Source organism: Salinisphaera sp., from assembly GCF_035690525.1.
Taxonomy (GTDB): Bacteria; Pseudomonadota; Gammaproteobacteria; order Nevskiales; family Salinisphaeraceae; genus Salinisphaera.
In genome coordinates this window covers 26,994-44,589 of sequence record NZ_DASSKM010000123.1, presented here as the reverse complement: position 1 = coordinate 44,589, position 17,596 = coordinate 26,994, and the positions used below count along the sequence as shown (strand labels likewise).

General features: G+C 60.3%; 15 protein-coding genes. 7 read left to right on the top strand and 8 right to left on the bottom strand.

Going from position 1 to position 17,596, the window contains the following annotated elements; all coding sequences use genetic code 11:
* Nucleotides 1–186 precede the first annotated feature (186 nt).
* From VFJ08_RS09255 to VFJ08_RS09245, 3 genes are all read left to right on the top strand, one after another.
* Nucleotides 187–1,620 carry a sodium:proton antiporter gene (locus tag VFJ08_RS09255; RefSeq protein ID WP_324996913.1) on the top strand — a complete coding sequence of 478 codons (1,434 nt, stop codon included), beginning with the start codon at nucleotides 187–189 and terminating at the stop codon, nucleotides 1,618–1,620.
* A 369-nt stretch (nucleotides 1,621–1,989) separates the two neighbouring features.
* Nucleotides 1,990–2,661 (top strand): TrkA family potassium uptake protein, encoded by a 672-nt coding sequence (locus tag VFJ08_RS09250; RefSeq protein ID WP_324996912.1) that lies wholly within the window; start codon nucleotides 1,990–1,992, stop codon nucleotides 2,659–2,661.
* 130 nt (nucleotides 2,662–2,791) lie between these two features.
* Entirely contained in the window at nucleotides 2,792–4,126 is a 1,335-nt protein-coding gene (locus VFJ08_RS09245) for a TrkH family potassium uptake protein (RefSeq protein WP_324996911.1), read from the top strand.
* A gap of 52 nt (nucleotides 4,127–4,178) precedes the next feature.
* On the opposite strand, the gene VFJ08_RS09240 is transcribed toward VFJ08_RS09245, so the two are convergent.
* Both VFJ08_RS09240 and VFJ08_RS09235 read right to left on the bottom strand, forming a co-directional pair.
* A complete protein-coding gene (locus VFJ08_RS09240) occupies nucleotides 4,179–5,540 on the bottom strand; it encodes an MFS transporter (protein ID WP_324996910.1) in 1,362 nt (453 codons plus the stop codon).
* Nucleotides 5,537–6,454 (bottom strand): SDR family NAD(P)-dependent oxidoreductase, encoded by a 918-nt coding sequence (locus VFJ08_RS09235; protein WP_324996909.1) that lies wholly within the window; start codon nucleotides 6,452–6,454, stop codon nucleotides 5,537–5,539. The genes VFJ08_RS09240 and VFJ08_RS09235 overlap by 4 nt, the downstream gene beginning before the upstream one ends.
* A gap of 306 nt (nucleotides 6,455–6,760) precedes the next feature.
* Between VFJ08_RS09235 and VFJ08_RS09230 the strand changes: the two genes are divergently transcribed.
* On the top strand, nucleotides 6,761–8,047 hold the full coding sequence (locus VFJ08_RS09230) for an ABC transporter substrate-binding protein (protein ID WP_324996908.1): 1,287 nt from the start codon (nucleotides 6,761–6,763) through the stop codon (nucleotides 8,045–8,047).
* Between the two features lie 117 nt (nucleotides 8,048–8,164).
* Here the strand turns inward: VFJ08_RS09230 and VFJ08_RS09225 are convergent, their stop codons facing one another.
* Entirely contained in the window at nucleotides 8,165–9,151 is a 987-nt protein-coding gene (locus VFJ08_RS09225; protein ID WP_324996907.1) for a GlxA family transcriptional regulator, read from the bottom strand.
* Nucleotides 9,152–9,282: 131 nt separating this feature from the next.
* On the opposite strand from VFJ08_RS09225, the gene VFJ08_RS09220 reads away from it, so the two are divergent.
* Nucleotides 9,283–9,939, top strand: coding sequence for a cysteine hydrolase family protein (locus VFJ08_RS09220; RefSeq protein ID WP_324996906.1), 657 nt, complete (start codon nucleotides 9,283–9,285; stop codon nucleotides 9,937–9,939).
* Between the two features lie 142 nt (nucleotides 9,940–10,081).
* Here VFJ08_RS09220 and VFJ08_RS09215 read toward each other — a convergent pair whose 3' ends face one another.
* The 3 genes from VFJ08_RS09215 to VFJ08_RS09205 all read right to left on the bottom strand — a co-directional run bounded on the left by VFJ08_RS09215 (nucleotide 10,082) and on the right by VFJ08_RS09205 (nucleotide 12,072).
* Complete coding sequence (locus VFJ08_RS09215; RefSeq protein ID WP_324996905.1) at nucleotides 10,082–10,948, bottom strand: aldo/keto reductase family oxidoreductase; 867 nt, start codon at nucleotides 10,946–10,948, stop codon at nucleotides 10,082–10,084.
* A 122-nt stretch (nucleotides 10,949–11,070) separates the two neighbouring features.
* A complete protein-coding gene (locus VFJ08_RS09210) occupies nucleotides 11,071–11,280 on the bottom strand; it encodes a 4-oxalocrotonate tautomerase family protein (protein ID WP_324996904.1) in 210 nt (69 codons plus the stop codon).
* Nucleotides 11,281–11,331: 51 nt separating this feature from the next.
* Nucleotides 11,332–12,072, bottom strand: a complete 741-nt coding sequence (locus VFJ08_RS09205; protein ID WP_324996903.1) for an SDR family oxidoreductase — start codon at nucleotides 12,070–12,072, stop codon at nucleotides 11,332–11,334.
* A gap of 120 nt (nucleotides 12,073–12,192) precedes the next feature.
* Here VFJ08_RS09205 and VFJ08_RS09200 point away from each other — a divergent pair, with 120 nt between their 5' ends.
* Nucleotides 12,193–13,134, top strand: a complete 942-nt coding sequence (locus VFJ08_RS09200; protein WP_324996902.1) for a LysR family transcriptional regulator — start codon at nucleotides 12,193–12,195, stop codon at nucleotides 13,132–13,134.
* A 149-nt stretch (nucleotides 13,135–13,283) separates the two neighbouring features.
* Here the strand turns inward: VFJ08_RS09200 and VFJ08_RS09195 are convergent, their stop codons facing one another.
* Nucleotides 13,284–15,098, bottom strand: a complete 1,815-nt coding sequence (locus tag VFJ08_RS09195) for a DEAD/DEAH box helicase (protein WP_349256983.1) — start codon at nucleotides 15,096–15,098, stop codon at nucleotides 13,284–13,286.
* 284 nt (nucleotides 15,099–15,382) lie between these two features.
* On the opposite strand from VFJ08_RS09195, the gene VFJ08_RS09190 reads away from it, so the two are divergent.
* Nucleotides 15,383–15,877, top strand: a complete 495-nt coding sequence (locus VFJ08_RS09190; protein WP_324996900.1) for a ferritin-like domain-containing protein — start codon at nucleotides 15,383–15,385, stop codon at nucleotides 15,875–15,877.
* An 822-nt stretch (nucleotides 15,878–16,699) separates the two neighbouring features.
* On the opposite strand, the gene VFJ08_RS09185 is transcribed toward VFJ08_RS09190, so the two are convergent.
* Nucleotides 16,700–17,575, bottom strand: a complete 876-nt coding sequence (locus tag VFJ08_RS09185) for a hypothetical protein (protein ID WP_324996899.1) — start codon at nucleotides 17,573–17,575, stop codon at nucleotides 16,700–16,702.
* Between the last annotated feature and the right edge of the window lie 21 nt (nucleotides 17,576–17,596).

The following is a 17,596-nucleotide window of genomic DNA, read 5'->3' as shown; positions in this document are numbered from 1 at the left end:
CCGTCGCGGTCTCGAGCGGATCCGGCCGTGTCGGTGTCGGCCAGGCCTGGACGTCCGGTCGTGCCTAACCGGCCATGCTCCGCACCGGATGTGCAATGACGGCGTGTAGAGGCAGCCGTGGTCGCTCCAGGCACAGCCTCGGGCCGGCGATGGCCGTTTTCGTCGCTGGCGCGCACGGATGATGGGGTGGTCGCCGGGCTCGGCTTCACAGCCGGAGGCCCAGCGCACCCAGGCCGCTGCTATATTGGGTTGTTCGGGCGTAGTCGTTTGTTAGTCGGTTGCCGTCGTCAATTCGATCTGTATGGTTACGTGCTCGCCCGGGAACGAACCGCGGACCACGGTTACGGGGTCGGGACGGCACGGTTTCCTGGAGACGGCATGACCCTGAGCGTTTTCCAATTGATCGGCATATTGATGACGCTGACCGCGCTTTTTGCGTGGTGCAATCAGCGCTTCATCGGGCTGCCGTCGGCCATCGGTGTCATGCTTTTGGCCCTTGCGGTCTCGCTGGCCATGCAGACAGCCTCGTGGTTGGGGGTGGCCGATATGACCCGGGCCGGGAAACTGGTCGGCGAGATCAATTTCAACCATGCGCTACTCGATGCCATGCTGGGCGGTCTGCTTTTTGCCGGTTCGATGCAGATCAATCTGCGCGATCTCAAACGAGAGGCGGTCGTGGTGGTCCTGCTGACGACCATCGCGCTGACGGCCTCGACACTCTTGATCGGGGCCGTGATCTGGGGCGTGTTCATCTGGCTGGGTATCGGCGTAGAGCCGATCTACTGCTTTATCTTCGGCGCGCTCATTTCACCGACCGATCCGGTGGCAGTGCTGGCTATTCTGCGCCAGGCGGGTGTTCCCAAAACACTGGAAACTCAGTTTACCGGGGAGTCGCTTTTCAACGATGCAATCGCGATCGTGATGTTTACCTTGCTCATCCAGATTGCCAGTGGCACCGGCGGCGCCGCGCTCGAGCCGGGCCATGTGGCTCGGCTATTCGCTGAAGAAGCCGTGGGCGGTATCGCGTTTGGAATATTGATTGGCGGTATCGCCTTCATACTGCTCCGCGGTATCAACGAGTATAAAGTCGAAGTCATCGTCACTCTGGCGCTGGTTACCGGAGGCTATGCCGCCGCCGAGGCTCTGCACATATCGGGGCCGCTGACGGTGGTTTCCGCCGGTCTGCTGGTCGGCAACCCGGGGCGGGGGCTGGCCATGTCGTCGCATACGCGAGAGCACGTCGACACTTTCTGGGAATTGATCGACGAGATCCTCAACGCCGTGCTGTTCGTGCTGATCGGACTGGAAGTGCTGCAAGTGCCCTTTTCCAGCGGCGCTATCATCGCCGGGCTGATCTCGATCCCGATCATTCTTGGCTCGCGGGCGCTGTCGGTGGCGGTACCGATCGGATTGCTTCGGCTGCGACGTACGATGGCTCCGCATACGATCAAGATTCTGACCTGGGGCGGTCTGCGTGGCGGTATCTCGGTCGCGTTGGCATTGTCGCTGCCCGCTGGTGACGCCCGCAATATCATCGTCGGCATGACCTATATCGTGGTCGTTTTTTCGATCGGCGTTCAGGGGCTGACGATCGGGCGCGTCGCACGGCTGTCTGCATAGACACCGGCCGGGCGCCGAGCACCAAGTAATGCGGAGATCGGGCCGGATTGAATCCGACGTCCGGGTCCGACAACTGGATACGACTGCTCGTCGGCCGCGTACGATCCGAAATCCGGATCGCCTGGATCGCTCTTGTGCTCGTCGCGGCCATCGGCCGCGAAGCACTTGAAAATCAAGGATGGACATATGCCGGCCTTGATTTTCGGGGGCGTTGAAAACAGCTGACATTTCAGCTGTTTTGGTGCCGGGTTAATAGCTCGCATCGACAGGCCGCGAGTGCAGAGATTATCGTGACTGAATCGGCTGGCCCATGATCACCCAGCTCTTACCGTCTATCTTTGACCGATTTTTTTGTAAAGCGAACAGGCCATGCACATTATCGTGGTAGGTGCCGAACAAGTCGGTGAGTATCTGGTCCGGCTGGCACTCGAGGTCAGGCATGACGTGGTGTTGATCGAGTCCAACGAAGAGCGGGCCGAGCACTGCGCTCAGACGTACGACGCCCAGGTGTTGCATGCCACCATCGGCGAGGAGGATATTCTCGACGAGGCCGGTGCCAGCCAGGCGGACGCGCTGGTCGCGACCACCGCAGATGATTCGATCAACCTCATGGCCATGGTGCTCGGCCAGGAATACGAGATTCCGCGTTTGATCAGCACGGTTAATTCGAATCATCGCAAGCCTCTGTTTGACCGATTGGGTGTCAGTACGCTGGTCGATCCGGAGATTCTGGCGGCGCGTCATCTGCTCGATCTGGTCGTGCATCCGGGCGGCGAGACCGTGACTTCGTTAAGCGGTCACGGCGTCATCTATGAGATCGAACTCGACGCCGGGTCCATCCTGGCGGATCGTACCCTGGGCGAGATCGATGACGATCGGGCCTTGCCGGAAAACAGTTGCATCGTGCTCATCGAACGCGACGATCAACAATTGTTTCCGCGTGAAGACAAGCAGCTCAGGGGCGGCGACAACCTGCTCGTATTCAGCGCCACGCCGTTGAGCCAGGACGATCTGACCTTGTTTGCGGATCAAGACGAATAACGCGGTGCGCAACCAACAATCCGTTCTGCTCCAGCCTGTCTGTCGGGGTGTGGGTCTGCTACTCCACGTGCCGGCGCTCATGGCGCTTTTTTCGATGCCGGTTTGCGTTGTTTTCGACGAATATTCAGGCATGCAAGCGTTCGCCTGGACAGCGGCGGCCGGTTTCGTACTCGGCCAGGGTTTGTACTGGCCGGCGCGCGGCCATACGCCTACCCAGGCTCGCCACGCCATGTTGATCGCAGCTCTCGCATGGCTGGCGGTATCGGCCGTCGGTACTCTGCCGTTTATCATCGGCCGCGGTATCCCGGTGATCAACGCAATGTTCGAATCCTTATCGGGATTTACCGGCACGGGCATGAGCGTGCTTCGCGCCGACCGACTGCCGCATTATCTGCAGTGGTGGCGTAGTCTGTCGCAATGGATCGGCGGCGTGGGCGTGATCGTGCTGTTGTTGTCGATACTGCCGCCCCGACACAGCGCACTGGAGCTCTATTACTCCGAAAGCAGAGAGCAGAAGTTGCTGCCGTCGGTCCGCTCGACGGCACGGGCGATCTGGTCGATCTATGTCGTTTACACCGGCCTTGGCATCGGCTTGCTCTGGCTCGGCCAGGTCCCGATCTGGCGCGCGATCAATCAGGGAATGACGGCCATCGCTACTGGCGGCTTCGCCATCACCGGCGACAGTTTGATGTCGTCGACGCCGTTGGCAAAACTCCTTTACTTACCGATCATGATCGCCGGCGCGATCGGTTTCTATGCCCACTATCACGCCGTTCGCGAACGCCGGCCGATACAAGGCTGGTTCGGCAGCTCGGAACAGAAACTGTTCTGGTTCATACTGGTGCTGGGTGCTCTCGCGCTGGCGGCCAACAACTTCATCCTGTACCGGACCAGCTGGCTCGACAGCGTTCTGCAGTGGGTTTCGGCGGCTACGACCACCGGTTTTCAGAGCGCTTCGCTGGCGCACTGGCATCCGGGCGCGCTATTCATGATGTCGCTGGTCATGCTCGTTGGGGCGACTGCCGGCTCGACGGGCGGTGGACTCAAGATGCTGCGTCTTGTACTGCTTTATAAATCGATCGTATGGCGGCTGGCTGAAATCACACGCCGTCCGCATGAGATCGTCCGTCTGACTTTTGACGGCGAAGCGCTAGCCAAGGACGACGCAAACTCGCGCGTACAAGCCGCGACCACTCTAACCTACGGCTGGTTCCTCGTCAGCGCGACCGCGGTTCTGGTTATGACCTATTCGGTACCGGATACGACGCCGTTACAGATCACCATCTTCGATGTGTTCTCGGCGCAGTCGAACGTCGGGCTGACCGCCGGACTGGTCGGTCCCTCGCTGAGCATTCCGGGCAAACTCACGCTCATGGTCGTGATGTGGATGGGTCGCCTGGAAATCATCCCCATCATGGTGCTGATTGCGGTCGCCTTACAGCGGACCACGCGAAAACGAATCTGAGACCGCTCCGGGGTAGGGGAAGCGAATCAACCCGCCACCTTCGCGGCAAACGTCAATGCTGTCGGTCGTCCGCGTAGGGATGACCGATCGCGTGGGCGTCCGGGCGGTGGAAAATCAGCGTGATGATCACCGACGACGCGGCCAGCGCCGCCATCAGGAAGAACGCCTTGTCGAAGCTGCCCTGGCTGCCGACCACCCAGCCGGTGATCGCCGGCGCCAGAAAGCCGGCGATGGCGAAGCCGAAGTCCATGATGCCGAGCGCGGTGGCCGCGCGGTCCGGCGCGATATCGACGTTGACGGTGTAGTAGGCCGAATTCGCGCCCATCGATGCGGCCAGGGCCACCGTGATGAGGATCAGCGACAGCGTCAGGCTTGAGGAAAACGCCACCGGCACGATCGCGACCGCGGCGAGCGCCTGCGTGCCGGCGATCAGATAGCTGCGCGACGGGCGCAGTCGATGCGTGCGCTTGAGCAGCCGATCGGAAAAATGGCCCAGAACGTACAGTGCCACCGCGGCCGCGGCCCACGGCACCACCGAAAACCAGCCCACGGCCGAAACGCTCAGATGAAAGGCTTTTTCGAGATAGCCCGGCAGCCAGGTCATGAAAAAGAACAGGAAATAGCCGAACACGAAGAACGCCCAGTAATTGGCGAGCAGCGTCGGGTTGGTGGCCAGCCGGCGCCAGGAGGTCGATGTGGCGCCGTCGGCGCGCGCGGGCACGCGTTCGTTCGTATCGCGCTCGTCGTCCGGTTGGTCCGTCATGTCACCGCGCACGCGTATCTTTTCGAGCTCGGCCTTGTTGACACACGACGACTGCTCCGGCTGGTCGCGGAACAGGAACCACCACAGCGGCAGCCAGATGAAGCTGAGCAGCGCCAGGATATAGAACATGCCGCGCCAGCCCAGCCAGGTGATCAGGGTGGACACCACCGGCGCGCCGATCGCCAGCGCCACCGGCACCGCGGTCAACGACGAACCCATGGCCTGGCCGCGTTCTCGTGGTGAAAGCCAGCGGCTGATCGCCCCGGTCATGCCCGGAAACATGGGCCCCTCGGCCACGCCGAGTGCGGCGCGCGCCACCAGAGCGAGGGTAAAGCCTTGAACCAAGCCGGTGCCGCCGATCGAGATCACCCACAGCGCCACCGACACCGCCAGCACGATGCGCGCGCCGAATCGGTCGACCAGGAGGCCGCCCAGAAACGTGGTCAGCGCATAGCCAATGCCGAACGCGCCCAGTATCAGGCCGCGCTGCGAAGTGTCGATCCCGATCTCCTTGGCCATCGGGGCGATCGCGTAGGAAATGGCCGAACGATCGATATAGTTAATGACGATGATCGCGAATAGAAGGCCGACCACGACCCAGCGGTAATGGCTCGCCTGTTCCCGGTGTTGCGGGGACCGTGCTTCGTTCATGTAGCACTCTCGCAGTGATTGATCATGGACAAGATATCAGTGGGCGAGCAGGCCGTGGCCGTTCTCGCTATAGCACGGGCAATCTCGCTCGGGCATCGCTCCGCATCCGAGGCGTCCGCGGAACCGGGTCGGGCCAGCTTATGATGCGCGTTCGCTTTTTGCTCCTCGGTCAATATCTTGTTCGTGACGTTGCCCTTGATTTGCGCCGAAATATCGCCGCCGACGACCTTGTCCTTGCCGGCCATCAGGGCCTCGTAACCCTGGCGGGCGACCTCGGTGGGGTCGTTCTTGTCGCCGGCGCCGATCGCGGTATCGTCCATATCGCCGCGATGGAAGAAATTGGTCCGGGTCTGAGCGGGCAATAGAGCGGTTACGCCGACTCCATGTTCGGCCAATTCGTTGCGAATCGCCTCGGCGAACGACAGCCCGAATGCCTTGGTGCCGCCATAAACCGCTTCGAATGGGGTCGGGGTGGTGCCCGAGATCGAGGATACGATCAGGATTCGCCCGGCGCCGCGCTCGACCATGTCGGTCGCGACCCGCTTGGCCAGATGCACCGTGGATGTCACGTTCAGCGCGATCAGCCGCAGTTCGTCCTCGAGCCTCGTCCCGCCGACGAAATGCCCGCCCAGGCCGAGCCCGGCGTTCAACGCGATTGCGTCCACCGGGCGGCCGGCGTCGCGGATCGCGGCATAAAGCTGCTCCACGCCGTCGTATTCCGTCAGATCGGCCCGCGCGGTTGTGATCGTCGTGCCGTGCTCGGCCAGCTGTTTCGCCGCTTCATCAAGGCCGTCGCCGTGCGCGCTGATGAGCACATCGTGCCCGTTCAGCGCGAACTGGGCGGCCAATTCGTAGCCGATACCTTGGTTGCCGCCGGTCACGACGGCGAAAGGGCGTTGTTCTGTATTGGTCATGACTCGATCCTGGAGTCGAAAATTCATGGCCTTACTTTAGCGTGGCGGCGCCGGCTCTTGGGGCGGTTAGCGAACGTCGCGGGCATCATGGGGGCAATCATTCCGGCGCGGCAGTAACGGCCCGGCCGGCGGAGGGTTTCCTTAGGTGCCCTGCAGGCGACGTTCCGCGCCTTTGTCCGACTTTCGTGTCGTTGCGCCCGGCAGGCACTTGTCCGAAGGTTGAATACTCGCATCACCCGCGTATGAACGGAAAAACCAATAAAACGGCACGACCCGTTGCTGGGCCGGTGCATCAAGGAGGAACTCATGGCAAACCGGCATATTCTGCGCAGGGGCATGACTATCGGTCTGTCCGTGACCGCCATGGCAATCGGCAGCACGGCGATAGCCGCGCCCACGAAAGGAACGGTCAGCGTCCTCAATTGGTGGACTTCGGGCTCCGAGGCCAAGTCCATGAACATTCTGGAGCAGATGCTGGCGGATCAAGGCTACAAGATGGTCAACGACGCGGTATCCGGCGGCGGCGGCTCGAATGCCCGCACCGTGCTCAAATCGCGCATCCAGTCGGGCAATCTGCCGGGCGTGGCCCAGATCAAGGGCCCGCAGATCCAGCAGTGGTGCAACACCGGGCTCACCATGAACATCGATCCGGTGGCCGAGAAGGGCAACTGGAATCAGGTTCTGCCCGAAGCGGTGTCGAAATATATGAAGTGCGACGGGCACTATGTCGCGGTGCCGTTCAATATTCATCGCACCAACTGGCTGTGGATCAACAAGTCGGTGCTCGACAAGGCCGGCGCCCAAATGCCGACGGACTGGGACTCGTTGGTCGCCGCGCTTAAAAAAATCAAGCAGGCCGGAATAACCCCGATCGCCGGCGGCGGCAATACCTGGCAGGTCGCGACCGAACTCGACGCGATCGCCCTGGCGGCCGGCGGCCCCGATTTCTATCGCAAGGCCTTTGTCGATCTCGATCCGGATGCATTGTCGAGCGACGCCATGATCAAGTCGTTACAGCATCTGCGCACGATCCAGCAATACACGGATCCGAATGCGCAAGGCTTGTCCTGGAACCACGACACCGGCGAAGTGGTGCAGGGCGAGGCTGGTATGCAGATCATGGGCGATTGGGCCAAGGGCGAAATCACCAACGCCGATGCCACACCCGGTAAAGAAATCGCCTGTATCGCTTTCCCCGGGGCGTACACGGGATACAGCTATCAATCCGACAGCTTCGAAATGTTCGCGCATTCGAACTCCGACAAGAACGCCCAGTACGCGTTCGCGCGCACCGCGCTGTCGCCCGAGTTCCAGCGCAAGTTCAACAAGGCCAAGGGCTCGATTCCGGTGCGCCAGGATGTCTCCCTCGAGGGCTTCGACGCCTGCGCCCACAAAGCGAAAAAAGACTTCATCACCGCCAAGAAGAACGATGCCCTCGTGCCCACCTTCTCCCAGGACATGGCCGAAACAGGCGCGGTCAAGGGGGCGATCTTCGACGTGATCGCCAAGTTCTACAACAACAAAGACATGTCGGCCGAAGATGCCGCCAAGGAGATGGCGCACCGGGTTCAGCAAGCCCAGGCTATGTCGTAGGTATCACGGCGCCGCAAAGCCAATTGAAACTCACGTTGCCGGTCTGTTTCGTGAAGATAAATATACTGTACCGGAATTTCCGCAGGGTGACGGCTGTGCCTGGGTGCCGAACCGTTATCATCTTGTGACGGCCGATCGCTGAGCGCCACCCGAGCTTCCGCGAAACTCCCGCCGGTACATCGACGGCGTGGTGTTGAAGACCGTGCCGAAATGCTGGCGCATCGACAGAGTGGAGCCGAAGCCGGCGCGTTCGGCGACCCGCTCGATCGGTTGTGCCGTGGTTTCCAGCAGGCGCTGGGCCAGCGCCAATCGTTGCCCGAGCAGCCATTGTCCGACGCTGGTGCCGGTTTGCTTGCGAAAATGACGGGTGAAGCTGCGCCGGCTCATCAGCGTTTTTGCGGCCAGCGAGTCCAGACTGTGCGGCTGATCGAGGTGGCGCACCACCCAGTCCAGCGTCTGCGCCAGCGGCCCGTCGTCCGTTGTTGGCAATACCGGTTGCTCGATGAATTGCGCCTGGCTGCCTTGTCGATGCGGCGGCACCACCAGAGTACGGGCGATACGTGCGGCCACGTTCGCCCCGAGTTGCTTGCGCACTACGTGCAGGCAGCAGTCGATACCGGCGGCAGTGCCGGCCGACGTCAGCACGTCGCCCTCGTCCACATACAGTACGTCCGCATCGACCGAAACGCGCGGAAAGCGCTGCGCGAACGGTTCCGCCCAGCGCCAGTGCGTGGTGGCGCGACGGCCGTCGAGCAAACCGGCTTCGGCCAGCACGTAGGCGCCCAGGCACAAGCCCACGATCAACGCGCCGCGTGCGTGCGCCTGTTGCAGCGCCGCCAGCAGCGCTTTCGGCGCCGGTTCGTGCGGATCGCGCCATGACGGCACCACCACGATGTGCGCCTGCGCCAGGTCGTCGAGGCCGTAGTCCGTGCTGATGCTGAAACCGATCTGGCTGCGCAGTTCGCCGGGCTCGGCGGTGCATACGCGCACGTCGAACGGCGGCGGCTCGATGCCGGCCGGTTCGCCGAACACCGCACAGGGCACGGATAGATGGAACGGGCGGATATCGTCGAAGGCGGCAATGGCCACGGATGTTGCACGCATGACATGAGGGTTTGGCGATTTGGCCCGATTATAACTAAATATGGCATACAGGCCACTATTGGCGATGCCGCAGGTGGCGGATGATGACGACTCCCGGGACACAGTGTCCTCAACATCAAGGAGATGTCGTCATGACTCAGCCCAACAACAGCCAACAGCCGAAACGGGCCCTCGTCGTCATCGACGTGCAGAACGAGTACGTTACCGGCGGTCTGCAAATCGAATATCCGCCGGTCGATGACTCGCTGCGCCACATCGGCAAGGCCATGGACGCCGCTCGCGATGCCGGTATTCCGGTGGTCGTGGTACAGCAGATGTCGCCGCAGGCGGCGCCGCTGTTTGCCGAAGGCTCGGATGGCTGGCGGTTGCATGATGTGGTGGCCAGCCGCCCGCGGGACCACTTCGTGCAGAAGAAACTGGCCAGCGCGTTTGCCGGCACCGACCTGGGCCACTGGCTGCGGCAGCAGCGCGTCGATACGCTCGCCGTGGTCGGTTACATGAGCCACAATTGCGACGACACCACAATCAAGCACGCAGTCGATGCGGGCCTCGACGTGGAATTCCTCAGCGACGCCTCGGGCAGCGTGCCGTACGCCAACCGTGCGGGTGCGGCCACGGCCGAGGAAATCCACCGTGTGTTCGCCGTGGTTCAGCAGTCGAACTTCGCCGCCGTGCTGAGCACCGACGAGTGGCTACAATGCGTGGCCGAGGGCAGCCGCCCGGAACGCGACAACATCCACGCCACGCATCAGCGGGCGCTGGCGGCGATGAAACACGCGGCGGCCTGAGCGGCGACGGACTTCGCCCGTACCCGTTCGGGGGCGCCCTTTCGCTGGCGAAATATCCTTTTAACGGCGCGAGGCTGGATCCCGCCTCGCGCCGTCGAATGGCCGAAACCGCAGAACTTGCCGGCAACGAACCCGATCAAGTTTATGAAGCCATTCCGTCCAGTTGGAGCAATGCGTCTTCAGGCAGCGTCAGTGTGGCAACAGCGATGTTCTCGCGCAGATGCGTCACGGACGAGGTGCCGGGAATCAACAGGATGTTCGGCGAGCGTTGCAGCAGCCACGCCAGCGCCACCTGCATCGGCGTGGCGTCGAGTCGTTTGGCCACCTCGTCCAGCGTGGACGATTGCAACGGGTTGAACCCGCCCAGCGGAAAGAACGGCACGTAGGCGACGCCGTCACGGGCCAGGTCGTCGATCAGGGCGTCGTCGTCACGATGCGCCAGGTTGTAGTGGTTCTGCACACAGACGATCTCGGCAATTCCACGGCCTTCGGCGACCTGGGCAGGCGTAACATTGCTCAGCCCGATGTGGCGCACCAGACCCTGCTGCTGCAACGCGGCCAGCGCCGTCAACGGCTCTTCGATCGATCCTTCGGCGGGGCCGTGGGCGTCGAACATGATGCGCAGATTGACCACATCCAGCACGTCCCGCCCGAGGTTGCGCAGGTTGTCGTGTACGGCCTGGGTCAGCTCGTCGGCCGAAAAAGCGGGCAGCCAGGCGCCCGTTTCGTCACGCCGCGCACCAATCTTGGTGACGATGACGAGATCGTCCGGATACGGCGCCAACGCTTCGCGGATCAAGTGGTTAGTGACGTGTGGGCCGTAGAAATCGCTGGTGTCGATGTGGTTCACACCCGAATCAACGGCTTCGCGCAGCACGGCCAAGGCCGCGTCACGATCCTTCGGCGGGCCGAATACGCCGGGGCCTGCCAGCTGCATGGCGCCATAGCCGAGGCGTTTAACGGGCCGATCTCCGAGAGTGAATGTGTCAGGTATCGCAGTATGGGACATGAAAAGTCTCCTCAATGGGTGTGACGTGAAGGACGATTAAACTCGGCAAAATGTGACAACCGTGCAACGGTTGCATCCGTTGCTCGGCCATCCGTGGATGCGGCCCTGCGTGAAAGCAGGGGTCACGCGTCATCCTGCAGCATGGCCAGCGTCAGGACGTTGTCGCCGATCCCCCAACCGCCATCGGTCACTTCTTCGACGAGAACCATGGTGTTCGAGCGCGCCCGCTCGCCGTAAATCTCGGCGTACAGGTCGGTGGTGCGATGGACGATCTTTCCCTTTTGTTCGGCGTTCAGGCTGCCGGCGGGTACTTTGAAGTTGGCGAAAGGCATGATGAGACCCCTTTCCTTGGTGATGTGAATGAATAAAGCGCTGCAACCGAATCAGGCGAATCCGCCATTGACGCGAAGCACCTGCGAGTTCACCCAGGCGCCGTCCGGTCCGGCCAGGAACGACACGGCGGAGGCGATTTCCTCGGGCTGGCCGATGCGCTCCATCGGCGCTTGATGGGCAATCTGCGCAATCAGCTCGTCGGACTTGCCTTCGCGGAACATGTTGGTTTCCACCGGACCGGGCGCGATGGCATTCACGGTGATGTCGCGACCACGCAGCTCATTGGCCAACACGTGCACCAGACCCTCCACACCGGCTTTGCTGGCGATATAGGCGCCGTAGGCCGGAAACGCCTTGGCCACCACGCTGGAAGAAAGCGCGATGATGCGCCCGCCCGCGCCGAGATGATTGGTCGCCTGCGCCATGACCAGATGCGTGCCGCGCAGGTTGGTGGCGATCGTGCGGTCGAATGCGTCCATGTCGCCTTCACTGATCGGTGACAGCGGCAAGATGCCGGCGCTGTTGACGACCACGTCGATGCGACCGAAGGCTTGGCGGGTTGCCGCAAACAGACGCTCCACGTCTTGGGCATCGCTGATATCGCCCTGGACGGCAAGGGCCTTGCCGTTACCGGCCTCGATGGCCTGCACCACGGCTTCGGCCTTCTCGACATTGCCGGCAAAGTGAACGGCCACGGCAAAACCGTCAGCCGCCAGACGCAGCGCGATGGCCTGGCCGATGCCACCGGATGCCCCGGTGACGATGGCGCTCTTGTGTATTGGGTTGTTCATGATCGGCTCCTGTCTACGAGTGGAAATCGTGGCGCAGGACCATTCTTGTCATTTCTTCAGATGAGATAAATACCCTAAAATTGTCATCACTATTCAATAATCGATAACAATTCTTGCCCCATGGATCATCTGAACGCCCTGCACTTGTTCACGCGCATCGTCGAGGCGCGCAGCTTCAGCCGCGCCGCCGACATGCTGGACATCCCGCGCGCCACGGCCACCCACGCCATCAAGCAACTGGAAGCGCGATTGAGCACCCGACTGCTCGAACGCACCACCCGCCACGTACGCCCGACACCCGATGGCCAAGCGTTCTACGAGCGCTGCGTGCATGTGTTGAGCGAACTGGACGACGCCGAAGCCTCGTTGCGCCACGCCGCCGCCGACCCGCGCGGCACCTTGCGCGTGGACATGCACGGCACCCACGCCATCGAAATCGTGCTGCCGAGAATCACTGAATTCCGCGAGCGTTATCCGCACATCGACATCGTCATCAGCAGCGAAGACCGGCTGGTCGATCTGGTCCGCGAAGGCATCGATTGCGCGATTCGCGGCGGCACTCCGCGCGATTCCAGCCTCATCGCCCGACGACTGGCCGTCATCCCCGAAGTCACCTGCGCCAGCCCGGCCTATCTGGAACGCTTCGGCACGCCGCGGCACCCGTCCGAACTGTCCTCGCACCAGGCCGTGAAGTTTTTCAACTCGAGCGGCGGCGTGGACTATCCCTTCGAATTCCTTGTCGACGGCAAGATCCGCGAATACGACCTCGCGGGCTGGCTGACGGTCAACTACGCCGAAAGCTACGTGGTCGGCGCCCTGCACGGTTGCGGCCTGATCCAGTTGCCCCGCTTTCACATCGAGGACGCATTGCACGATGGTCGTCTGGTCGAAGTGCTTCCCGACTTCGCCGGTCCCGGCGTTCCGGTCACCGCGCTGTACCCCCACCGACGCCAGCTATCCCCGCGCGTGCGCCTTTTCATCGACTGGGTCAGCCAGTTGTACGAAGAAAAGTTCGGACCGCCGAAGCCAGTATGTCTTCCTCACAGCAAGAGGAAGGGGTAAAACCGGGGCGTATACCGTGGACGATAAGGCCGCCAAACAAAGCAGATTGGAACTCATCACGTACAGGCTTCGAGCCTCTTGCTGTCCGCTCGTGCCTTTCCGTGGCGCGGGCCGGTTGGATACCTTCTTGCCCCGAGCCTTTCGCTAACCTACTGAGCTTTTGGCTTCGGCTTGCTTTTGCGCTTGGCTTGAGCTTTTTTCTTCTTCTTGAGCGATTTCTTGTGGCGCGGCTTGTCTTTGGCATTGGCGGATTTCGCGCGAGGCCCGGGTGCCGGCGCGCCGAAGCTGTTCTTGACTCGGCTGATCGCGAGCTGGCGGTTGGCAACCCACACGGTTTTCAGATGCGTGAAGATTTCTTCCGGCATCCCCTTGGGCAGGTCAACCAGACTGAAATCGTCGCGGATCGCGATACGCCCGATATCCTTGCTGTCCACACCGGCCTCGTTGGCAATCGCACCCACGATATTGCGCGGTTCGACACCGTGTTCGCGGCCGACCTCGATCCTGAAGGTCTCCATGCTCAGTGCGCCGGCGGCCGGTTTTTTCTTGCGATCCGGCTTTTCGCTGCCGGCCGTTGTCTCGTGAAATGTTTGTCCGGCCGACTTGTCGACGGGCACGGCTTGCAGCACGAGCGGCTCACCGCCCTGTGCGAGCCGGGCGAGTGCCGCCGCTAACCGGGTCGCATCGACATTGTGTTCGGCGCGATACGCCTCCACTAAATCCGTGAACGGTTGCAGGCCGCCGGCTTCCAATGTCTCGGTAATGCTCTGCTTGAAACGTTCGATGCGCTGCGCATTGACGTCGGCCATGCTCGGCACGTCCATCGGTTCGATCGCCTGCCGGGTGGCGCGTTCGATGTTCTTGAACAGGCGCTTTTCGCGCATCGTCACGAACAGAATCGCGTCGCCTTGTCGACCGGCGCGCCCGGTACGGCCGATGCGATGCACGTAGGACTCGGTATCGTGAGGGATATCGAAATTGATGACGTGGCTGATGCGATCCACGTCCAGCCCGCGCGCCGCGACGTCGGTGGCGACAATGATATCGAGCCGCTTGTTCTTGAGCTGCGCGATCGTGCGCTCGCGCTGAGCCTGGACGATATCGCCGTTCAACGCCGCACAGGCATAGCCTCTAGCGGCGATCTTCTCGGCCAGTTCGTCGGTGGCTTTCTTGGTGCGGGCGAATATCAGCATCGCGTCGAACGGCTCGGCCTCGAGCAGCCGGGTCAGCGCTTCGAGCTTGCTGATGCCGCCGCCCACGATCCAGTAGCGCTGCCGGATATTGTCGGCGGTGGTGGTTCGGGTCTTGATCGTCACTTCCTGCGGATCGCGCAGATGGGTTTTGGCAATCCGGCGTATGACGCTCGGCATGGTCGCCGAGAACAGCGCGACCTTCCGCTCGGGCGGGGTATTCTCGAACACCCACTCGACGTCGTCGATAAAGCCCATGCGGAGCATTTCGTCGGCTTCGTCCAGCACCAGCCATTCGAGGCGATCCAGACGCAATGTTCCACGTTTGAGATGATCGATCACGCGCCCCGGTGTGCCCACCACGACATCCACGCCGCGTTTGAGCGCGGCCAACTGCGGGCCATAGCCTTGCCCGCCGTAGATCGGCAGCACATGAAAGCCCGGCATGTACGAGGCGTAGCGCTGAAACGCCTCGGCCACCTGGATGGCCAGCTCACGCGTCGGCGCCAGAACCAGCGCGCGCGGCTCCTTTCCGGCGTCCTTGCCAAAGCGCATGGTGGACAGAATCGGCAAGGCAAACGCCGCCGTCTTACCGGTACCAGTTTGTGCCTGACCGAGCACATCGCGACCCGCCAACAGCGGGCCGATCGTGGCTGCCTGAATAGGCGAGGGCGTCTCGTAACCGACGTCGGATAACGCTTTCATTACCGCGTCGGACAGACCCATGGCCGAGAAGGCCGTGGGAGCGTTTTCTGATGTGCTGGGGGAGGACATTTGATGCCTGCAAACTCGGGCGCACCGTCGCGCCGGGGACAGCCACGTCGAAGCGACATGGAATCGTACAGTTTAACGGTTCCGGCATCTGATCGCGCGGCGTTAAGTAATCGGTAATTCAGGAGCTGATTGCCTCGCTTTATGTTTTGTGAAGATAAGTATACTGTCCCCGTAATTTAAGCATTGCCTGGTCCCTATAAAAATTAGGGAGCGGCCTCATTACTCGTCGATTGCCGTCGGGTTTAGCATCAGGGCGCTGATTTTAACTCTTGAGAGCAGCCGCCATGAAAGCGAACGAACTCAAAGATTTATACGCGATATCGTTGCGAAAAATGCACAACGGCGAGAAGAGGATCGTGGACGCGCTGCCGGCCATGGCCGAAAACGCGAGCCACGACGAATTACGGAGCGCGTTCGAAAGTCATCTCGAAGAGTCGGGCCAACATCAGCGCCGGTTGGAAGAAATTCTACGGGATTTCAAGCAAGCTCCGGCCGAACCGCAGAATCAAGCCATCGCAGCCGCGATAAAAGACGGCGAAGCCGTTATGACCGCCGATGCCCAACACGATGTAAAAGACGCAGGTTTGATTGCCGCCGCGCAGCAGATCGAGCACGTGGAGATCGCGTGCTATGGCACACTCGGCACCTACGCGGAATTGCTCGATCGCCCGGAAGATCTGCATTTGCTCCAGCAAACGCTGAGCGAAGAAAAAAGCGCCGACGACAAGCTCAACGACATCGCCAAGAGAGTCGTCAACCCGAATGCTCAGCCGGCATGAGCCAACCGCCGAGCGAGCGGTGACGCGAGGCCAAACGTCCTCGTACCCACTTGGCGGGCGCGTACGGTAGCCCGCGGGGCGTGGCTCGCTTTACCGGGCGTAAAGGGGGCGTAAAGGGGTCGGAGACAATTCCGACGCTATATCGGCCAATAACCCGGCGCTTCTGTGTTAATCGTGTCTGACCCCTTATTCTCGCACAAGATCGTGCAGCGCGTTAGCCCGGTGTATGAGCGGAACCCGGCGATGCCTGGCAAGGCCAGAAGCTCGATAAAGCAAGGTCGTCTTCAGCGCTTGGTCTTGCGGACGACAACGGTTGAATGCTGGCCTGATCGATCGCAGATATAGACATGAATTGACGATTATTCAGAAGGCACTCGAAAATGGCCAATAGACTTTTAGGCAAAGCCAAGCGCTGGCTTAAAAAGCCAGAAAACCAAGCCAAAGTAAAACGCGCAGCTCGCTCGGCCTACAGTAAATACAAACGCAAGAACCACTCGTAGAGCTAACTGCGAAGCGCCGGTCAAGCTAGACTAAGTGCGCTGGCTAGCAGTCACGTCATAGCCACGGCTATGCGGAGAGTCGGGTAGCAGCTCGCGCGCTTTGACTAGGTGATTTCAGCCGACGACGGTGTCAGCGCCGGTCGGGAGTAGGGGGCTAATCTTGAGACGTGCGCAAAGCTGATCAGGGCTAAAGACGTGGTCAAGATAAGTATACTGTCCCCGGAACCGGCTCCCGGAACCGGCTATTGCTTGCTATTGCTTGTCTTGCTTGTCCTATTGCTCGCTATTGCTCGTGTCTGACCTTTTATTCCCTAACTGGAATCTACCGTGTCTGACCGTTATCCCGACCCCTTACCCCATCATGAAAACTATGGCCTTGTAGCGCAACGATATCAGGGCTATGCAAAACTTCATGCGCCATCTGTCTTAATGCAATAAAATGAGCACCTTTAATTGAAACTTTTTCCGCTCCAAAGCGCTTATGATCATTTCCGTAAAAGTGCAAGAATTTATTCTTGAAGAAGTATCCAATAGCGGCATTTTTCGATAGCTCTTTATAAGCTCCTTTAAGCTTGTTACCTTTAAGCTTCGGCGCGATATGTCCTCCTCCGTCCTGATTTCTGGCAACTACAATTAGTTCTTCCCTTGTTACATAAAATTTCCTGTTGGTGATCAAGACGATTTCATCCATCCACTCTCTAATTGGTAGTAGCCGCGATGTTTTCTTTTTAGAGGGATCTTTCAGATTCGCAGAGTAAGAACTCTCTCCCGTTCGAGTCCCAATCGCCATTGTACCTAAGCCTAGGTATAAAATGATTTTGTCAATATTCTTTCTCAAATCCTCCTGTTTTTTGATTTGTTTTGTGTTACCTAAAGTTATTAAGGTGCTGTCCAGAAATTGAATTTTATTTTCTGGGCCTGAAATTTTCTCCTTAGGTAAGAAAGCCTTGCTCTCTTCCCTAAACTTATTGTCTTTATTGCCATCAAACTGTCCCGCGGTGCTATAAAGCTTTATACTTTCAGAGTTCAAATGTTTTACTATAGAGATAGCATTTTTTCTTAGGCTGATTAAATTCTCTAGCGCGACAGCTATACGTAAAGCTTCCTCTTCATAACCCTCATCATAAAGACGACAGGAGTTATTTAGAAAATTTATTTGATAGTGAAGCTGTTTTCTTATTCTTTCTCTTTTATTCACTGCTGACGTTCGTCTGGTGGT

Coding starts and splice junctions, on each gene's coding strand:
- VFJ08_RS09250 (WP_324996912.1), top strand. CDS start 1,990: ATGCACATTATCGTGGTAGGTGCCGAACAAGTCGGTGAGTATCTGGTC.
- VFJ08_RS09245 (WP_324996911.1), top strand. CDS start 2,792: ATGCAAGCGTTCGCCTGGACAGCGGCGGCCGGTTTCGTACTCGGCCAG.
- VFJ08_RS09240 (WP_324996910.1), bottom strand. CDS start 5,540: ATGAACGAAGCACGGTCCCCGCAACACCGGGAACAGGCGAGCCATTAC.
- VFJ08_RS09235 (WP_324996909.1), bottom strand. CDS start 6,454: ATGACCAATACAGAACAACGCCCTTTCGCCGTCGTGACCGGCGGCAAC.
- VFJ08_RS09230 (WP_324996908.1), top strand. CDS start 6,761: ATGGCAAACCGGCATATTCTGCGCAGGGGCATGACTATCGGTCTGTCC.
- VFJ08_RS09225 (WP_324996907.1), bottom strand. CDS start 9,151: ATGCGTGCAACATCCGTGGCCATTGCCGCCTTCGACGATATCCGCCCG.
- VFJ08_RS09220 (WP_324996906.1), top strand. CDS start 9,283: ATGACTCAGCCCAACAACAGCCAACAGCCGAAACGGGCCCTCGTCGTC.
- VFJ08_RS09215 (WP_324996905.1), bottom strand. CDS start 10,948: ATGTCCCATACTGCGATACCTGACACATTCACTCTCGGAGATCGGCCC.
- VFJ08_RS09210 (WP_324996904.1), bottom strand. CDS start 11,280: ATGCCTTTCGCCAACTTCAAAGTACCCGCCGGCAGCCTGAACGCCGAA.
- VFJ08_RS09205 (WP_324996903.1), bottom strand. CDS start 12,072: ATGAACAACCCAATACACAAGAGCGCCATCGTCACCGGGGCATCCGGT.
- VFJ08_RS09200 (WP_324996902.1), top strand. CDS start 12,193: ATGGATCATCTGAACGCCCTGCACTTGTTCACGCGCATCGTCGAGGCG.
- VFJ08_RS09195 (WP_349256983.1), bottom strand. CDS start 15,098: ATGTCCTCCCCCAGCACATCAGAAAACGCTCCCACGGCCTTCTCGGCC.
- VFJ08_RS09190 (WP_324996900.1), top strand. CDS start 15,383: ATGAAAGCGAACGAACTCAAAGATTTATACGCGATATCGTTGCGAAAA.